This window comes from Ensifer aridi (assembly GCF_002078505.1).
Classification (GTDB): Bacteria; Pseudomonadota; Alphaproteobacteria; order Rhizobiales; family Rhizobiaceae; genus Sinorhizobium; species Sinorhizobium aridi.
On record NZ_LUAV01000023.1, the window covers coordinates 104,769 to 111,156 of the forward strand.

Below are 6,388 nucleotides of genomic sequence, written 5' to 3' on the forward strand. Positions count from 1 at the left end.
GCAACTTGATCGGTGAGGCATTCCACCATGCTATTGTTGTCGTCATCCAGTTCGCGTTCGGCCCGTGGTATCGGGTCCATTTCTCCACGCCCGAGCACGGCTTTGATTGCGTCAGCGCCGGAGCGTAAGGCGGGACAAAAAGAGGAGGGTGGGGCGGAAACTGCGGTTTCCCTTTGCGACTTGATGGATCAGCATATCGCTGCGCTGCGGGCGACCGCGGATGCCGTTCATGCGTCCAATGAGGGCATAGCGACCGCAGAGGTTACGAGCATTGCCTATGCAAACGCTCTGCTAGACGTCGGGCGAAAAGAAGAAGCCGGCCGACTGGCGATCATCAATTACGCTCCGCGAGGTGATCGGGAAGCGAGGCTGAAGCTGACCTATCTGGCAGCTTACCTGATCGCGACCGGGAGCACTTTGACCGCCAATGAGATGAATTCCCTTTTGGAAGCCCCTCGCGGCCGGGCAAGCACATCGGTTTCCTGACTCTCCTTTTATGCCGATTGCACAATAATGTGCTGAGACCACACTGCCGTCGATTATGTCGGCGGCGGTGTCCCGTACCGTTCGCGCAGAGATCTGAACGCGGCTGGATGCCGAGATGCTTCGCGCGATTTCTTCCGGCGTGTGGAGGCCATCCAGAAAATCATCGGCGTGCATGGCCGGCCTCGTTTTTTCTGGGTCAGCGATGCTAGAGATCGCTGAAGCCGCACATCGGACATGAACCCTTTGACGGTCACCGCGCGTCCTTGGGAACTGGTCGGCATCGCTCGTTGAGCCTGCCAAATCGCTTCGCTAAGCAGGTATTCGTCGCCAATCTTCGAGCAGGATCCGAGATCTCGTCCGAGCTTGATCGTCGTCCGCCGAGCCACGCGCAAACGTTCCGCTCCTTCGTTGCTCGAGTATATTTTGTCTAAGGGAACCGTGGGCGCCACAAGCACCTCTAGATAAGAGGGAACACGTTTGCCGCCGGCACGAATGCCGACCGCATTTGGCGGTGTCTCCTCTTGTGGTGGTGCTTGCGGATGGTGAGGCCGCGAATTGGAAGCTATTGGCGCGAGATTGCGCGGTTAAGCGTCAGTGCAGCTTGTGCACCGGCTCATCGAGAAAGCTGCGGATCCCATCGCGCTGTACGGTGGCGAGAAATTCTTCGAACGCATCTCGATCGGTGTCGAAGGTGTCGTCCCAGACGGTCGTGTTCCCTTCCTCGTCGAGCACCTCAAGCATCCAGTCGAGGTTGGTGTCAGCAGGACGGTAGATGCGCAAAATGACGGTTACGTCATCGTCGACGAACTCGCCGGAGAGTTCTGAGAACTCGTATTGCTGGTCGGATTCGGTCATCCGGCTTTATAGCATGCAAAGGTGAGGTGGGCGAACGCATCTCACTGTTATGACGCCACTCCTGTATGTTTTGCAGGTGTATCTGCCTGGATCCCAGCTGCCTGCTTGGCACGAGATGTCGGCAATGCCCGAAATTAGCAAAAACAGAAGCAGGACTGCGATCGCCGTAGCTGCGGCCACTAGCCACTTCATGCGCGATCTACAGAGCGCAGCCGAACGCCAAATCGCGAGCGAGGAGCCTTTTCTGTGAGAGCCATTCATCGGCAGTTCAGCCTCCACTGTGCAAGCTCATCAGCACCGAGGAGGAGACCTTCATGAGTATGTTCTTACCGGCCCTCACAGCCGTAATCCTGGTTGCGTCTTTCGCCTCACCGTTAAGCGCCGCGCCGATCTTCGCGCCGAAGCTCGAACGAGTTCAGACAGGCGCGGTTGAGCAGGCCAGCCACCGGCGCAATTGGAGAGACAGCCACTGGAACAGGCGGCACGCTTGGCGCTCCTGTCGCTACTACGGCAGGTGCTACCCGCGCTACGACTACAGCCAGAGCTACGGCTACCGTGACCATTACCGCTATCACCGGCGGCCTGGGGTCAACATCTACTTGAATTTCTAGCGGCGCGCTGACGTGGTGTGATGCAGGACTCTGCGATCGCACATGAACTGAGGCCGGATCGACGCGGTGCAAAGCCGAAGAGCGGCCAGGACTCCAGCTACCTTCAATGCACCGGCCCACGTCGCCGCTTGATGTAAAGCAGGTTCAGCAGGTCGACCAGATCGTCGGCCTGCTCCATCTCAAACCGACCTGCTCCACGTCATTCACACGCGACCCGTGAAGATGTCGAACACCGTCCACGTGCCGTTTGCCGGGTCGTAGCGGTTCTCAGGCATCGGCCTATCTTTGTTTAAGCTGAGGCAGTTTAGCACTGGCACGGGAAGGAGGCGAAGGTCTAGTGCGGCGGATCAAGCTCACCGCGGCCTCCGCGTGCCTCGAGCGTCCTTTCGAGACTTGGCGAGCGATCGTCTGAGTTTCGTGATGCTCTGGGTCACGTGCTCGATAATGAGCAAATGTCTTTCGTTCTCCAGTTCGATAACGCTCCCGCATCTTTTGCACGAGAGTTCATCGTTTGTTTTTACCCAATCGACCGTCTTGCTGATCTCGTGGCCGCATTCAGGGCAGGGGATGTCGATCTCTTCATTATCGAACATAGCGGCACTCAGGTTGAGTGCCGATAGCAGCACAACCTCTACCGAGGCGCAATGCTCACTCTCTTAACTAAAATGGGTTAGAAACGGCCCGCTCAATCGCATCCTAACCTCGCTGGATAAGTCCATCGACAACGAAACCGACCGGCAGAAGGTCGCTAGCGAGGTCATCGCCAAGTACATCGCCACCGAAGCAGAAACGCGCGCCGCCGCCATCCAGTCTCGCGTGTTCTGGTATGTGTGGGCGCTTGTTTGCTGCGCCTAGGGGCGGCGTGAGCATATTGGTGCTGACGCGGTTGATAGGTGGATCGGACTCGCACTTTGCGAGTTTACCAGCTGAAGCGCCTTTGCTTACTCTGACAACCGGCCGAAACGGCGGTGACCAGGAGCAGACTCCATGGCGGAAAGCATCAAGCAAAAACTGATGAAGGCAAGTGATATCCCAACGTTCGTCGACGACGTTCTGAAGACCGGCTGCAATATCTGCGCCATCGGGCATGATAGATATGTGCTCGGCGAAATCGACGAAATGGAAGCGGCAGCCGACGAGTTGGACCGCATCGGCAACAAATACGGCGATCGGGATTTCCTAAAATCGGAGATCGTCGCCTACCTGCGCTCGATTGGCCGGTACATAGACGTCGGTGCCGACGGGGCCGGTTAGTGCAGATCAGCCAATAAAAAGCCCCGCACGACGGCGGGGCAAGTCCGCATATCCAGTTGCCTTCAGTGGAATGCGGGACGTAGCCGAGACATGCAGCTACGCAGAGACGTTATCTGCGGGTTGGTCAGAGAGGAAGGTCTGATTCCGCGATTCCGGTACGCCTCTTCGAAAAAGCATCGGCAGGGTAAACGCCCTTTAGTCCTTCCCATCAAGCACAATCTTCAACGTCCTGATCACATCGGCGGCATCGATGAGGGTGTCGCGGATCTCTTCCGGTGATCGGTCGCGGGTGCGCGCCGAGGCGACCTAGGCTTTAATATGGGCTGCTACGCCGGCGGCGCACGCGAATGGGAGCGTTTGGTCGTCTTTCTCGACGACTTAATGGTCGAGCGGTTGAATCAGCAACTCGAACATTTGAGGAAGAAGACCGGCCGCGAATGGACATTCCCCAGCGGCCCACCTCCCGAATGGACGTCGCCGAGCCAAAGCTGACTCACGTGAAGTAGTCTCCGGTGATGACCCAAAAGAGCGCCGCGCTAATGCCGTGCCATGGTCAACAAAACACCGCATATCATCGACGTTCATGTCGGCAGTCGCATCCGCTTGCAGCGCGCGCTCAAGGGAATAACTCAATCGGATCTCGCCGACGGCGCGGAGGACTCGGTTCAGAGCCATTCAGGCCAGCGGCGCACCGACGATGTCGATGCCGTTCTTCGCGCAGCACTGCGTCAAAGCGGCGATGATTTCCGGTGTCGGCGCCGCTTGCGGCGGCAATTCCGGCCGCTTGGCCGGCCGACCCATCTGACGCAGGAGTGTTTCGAAATCCGAACCACGGGTGACGGTCAGGCACCGCGCCCCTTCGCGCGATTCGACCCGGAAAGTATGAGGAAGGCCTTTCGGCGCGACCGCCGTCTCGCCGGCAACGGCAATGCGCTCGTGACCATCTATGTTGAACCGCATCCTTCCTTCCAGGATGTGAAACACTTCGTCTTCGCGGCGATGTACATGGAGCGGCGGGGAATCGCCATAAGGCATCCGATGTTCGACAATGCAGATGCCGTCCTCCCCCGCGACCGACGAAACGTGGATCGCGACAAGCGTATTGTTGAACCAGAAGAGTTCCGCGCCTTCGATAGTGCTGATAGTCATTGTCATGATGCTTGCTCCCTTCATCGACGATGCCGATGCGGCGTCGTCAATGGCGATCTAGCGAAGCATCATCGGCAACGGAAATCGAATGATCGTATGGAGCGTATTGACGCCATGAATTTGAACGCGCTCGATCTCAATCTCATCCGAGTGCTCGATGCCCTCTTGCGGGAGAGAAGCGTAACGCGCGCCGGCGAACAGATCGGCTTGAGCCAGCCCGCAGTCAGTGCGGCGCTCAACCGCTTGCGGCATGCCCTGAACGATCAGTTGTTCGTGCGCCGCGGTAATGAAATGTTGCCCACCCCACGCGCGGAGAGCCTGGCGGAACCGGTGCGCCGGGCGCTGAGCGAGATAGAGCGCGTCTTCCATGCGACCAAGAGTTTCGAGCCCGCCGAGCTCGAACGAACCTTCACGCTCATGGGGGCGGATTTCTTCTCGATGCTCCTGATGCCGTCACTGGCGGCGCGCATCGCAAGCGTCGCGCCTGGCGTATCACTCAGGTTCCTGGACAGCGCCCGCGGCGACGTATCGAGGCTGCTGCAGGACGATGAAATCGACGCGGCACTCGAGCGCCCCCTGGAGATTCCCGATTGGGTGTCGAGCGCGCTCCTTTTCCATTCGCCCTTCGCGGTCATTGCAGCCAGGGACAACGCGGCGATCGGGCGCGTTGGGATCGATGACGGCGGGGCTTTGCCGATGGAGCTTTTCTGCGAACTACCCCACGCCATTCGCTCCATTGACGGATCAATGTCGGGCTTCACTGATGAAGCCTTGAGCAGAATCGGGCGCGCGCGCCGCGTAAGTCTGGCGTTACCGCACTTCCAGGCCATCGCCTTGGCGGTCGCCAGTGGAAATTATCTTGCCGCGGTACCTCGCCAGTTTGCCGAGGTGGCTGCAAAGACACTGCCCATCATCATCTATGAGCCGCCTCTCTCGATTCCCGTTCCGGAAATAAGGATGTACTGGCACGCTCGCCACGACGACGAACCACCGCACCGGTGGATTCGACAACAGATTCTGGAGGCGGTCGACGCCCTTGGGTTCGCAGACCTCCCCGCCGACGTCGAAAGCACCGGAGACTGAAGTCGCGGCGCGTGGGCACGGGGCTAAAAGAAACGGGAGCAGCGAAGAGGCGCCCCCATTTCCTCAGCTGGTCTCACCCTTCTGCCGAGGCACTTCGCTCCGGCCCCTGTAATGGCTAGAGATCGTTGGCGAATTGTCGTGCCCAACTTTTAGATGTAAACCGCCAGAGGTTTCGTCGTGGGCCATGGTTTGGAGGAGAGGCAGGATGGACCGTTTCACGGGAGGTTGCCTGTGCGGTAGGGTCCGAATTGTGGCGTCGGGAGTGCCATACCGGGTCGGCCTGTGTCACTGTCTCGACTGCCGCAAACATCATGGCGCCCTATTTCACGCTTCCGCGATCTTCCCTCAGGATGCGGTGACAGTCGAAGGTGAAACACGCGACTACGCCGGGCGGTTTTTCTGTCCCCGCTGCGGCTCGCCTGTTTTCGCGCGCGCCGCAGACGAAATCGAAGTGAACCTGGGATCCCTAGATGCCCCTGACCAACTGATGCCAACCTACGAACTCTGGACCATCCGCCGCGAGTCCTGGTTGCCGCCGTTTCCACTCAAGAAACGATATGAGCGCGATCGTGACGCCACGACCCGCTCCGAGGGGTAGGTCGCACGAACGGCGCGAGCCGCGGCCACGAGGTGCGTTTTAGGACACGGAGGCCCGGCGGCGGGGTTGGGGCTGAGGGACTGCCGGGCCTCCATTGGGAGGTTCGATATCTCGAACAAATACCGTTATCTGAACCCGAAGCGGTTCGGTAACCCGGCAATTCTACTGGATATTCGCCATCGGAGCTCATTCGGCCGATCTCCTTTGCGGCTGTACCACAATAATGTGCTGAGACCACACTGCTGTCGATACTGTCGTCGGCCGTGTCCGTGTCGAACATTGCGTCGAATACCCCCGAGTCGTCACCCATCGTAAGACGCAATGTTATAACTGTGGCGGCCAGGTTGAAATG

The 6,388-nt window shown here is 58.9% G+C and carries 7 protein-coding genes; 5 read left to right on the forward strand and 2 right to left on the reverse strand.

Going from position 1 to position 6,388, the window contains the following annotated elements:
- The first annotated feature begins 183 nt into the window (after window positions 1-183).
- Window positions 184-486 carry a hypothetical protein gene (locus AYK65_RS21140; RefSeq protein WP_081160449.1) on the forward strand — a complete coding sequence of 101 codons (303 nt, stop codon included), beginning with the start codon at window positions 184-186 and terminating at the stop codon, window positions 484-486.
- 591 nt (window positions 487-1,077) lie between these two features.
- Here AYK65_RS21140 and AYK65_RS21145 read toward each other — a convergent pair.
- Window positions 1,078-1,341 carry a hypothetical protein gene (locus AYK65_RS21145; protein ID WP_081160450.1) on the reverse strand — a complete coding sequence of 88 codons (264 nt, stop codon included), beginning with the start codon at window positions 1,339-1,341 and terminating at the stop codon, window positions 1,078-1,080.
- Between the two features lie 314 nt (window positions 1,342-1,655).
- On the opposite strand from AYK65_RS21145, the gene AYK65_RS21155 reads away from it, so the two are divergent.
- Together AYK65_RS21155 and AYK65_RS21165 are read left to right on the forward strand one after the other, a co-directional pair.
- Window positions 1,656-1,952, forward strand: coding sequence for a hypothetical protein (locus tag AYK65_RS21155; RefSeq protein ID WP_081160452.1), 297 nt, complete (start codon window positions 1,656-1,658; stop codon window positions 1,950-1,952).
- A gap of 987 nt (window positions 1,953-2,939) precedes the next feature.
- Window positions 2,940-3,206, forward strand: a complete 267-nt coding sequence (locus AYK65_RS21165; RefSeq protein WP_081160455.1) for a hypothetical protein — start codon at window positions 2,940-2,942, stop codon at window positions 3,204-3,206.
- Window positions 3,207-3,881: 675 nt separating this feature from the next.
- Here the strand turns inward: AYK65_RS21165 and AYK65_RS21170 are convergent.
- Window positions 3,882-4,241: a cupin domain-containing protein gene (locus AYK65_RS21170; RefSeq protein ID WP_244560062.1), complete on the reverse strand. Its 360-nt coding sequence runs from the start codon at window positions 4,239-4,241 to the stop codon at window positions 3,882-3,884.
- On the opposite strand from AYK65_RS21170, the gene AYK65_RS21175 reads away from it, so the two are divergent.
- Entirely contained in the window at window positions 4,143-5,438 is a 1,296-nt protein-coding gene (locus AYK65_RS21175) for a LysR family transcriptional regulator (protein ID WP_244560063.1), read from the forward strand. The genes AYK65_RS21170 and AYK65_RS21175 overlap by 99 nt on opposite strands.
- Before the next feature lie 205 nt (window positions 5,439-5,643).
- Window positions 5,644-6,036: a GFA family protein gene (locus AYK65_RS21180; RefSeq protein WP_081160460.1), complete on the forward strand. Its 393-nt coding sequence runs from the start codon at window positions 5,644-5,646 to the stop codon at window positions 6,034-6,036.
- The last annotated feature ends 352 nt before the right edge of the window (window positions 6,037-6,388 follow it).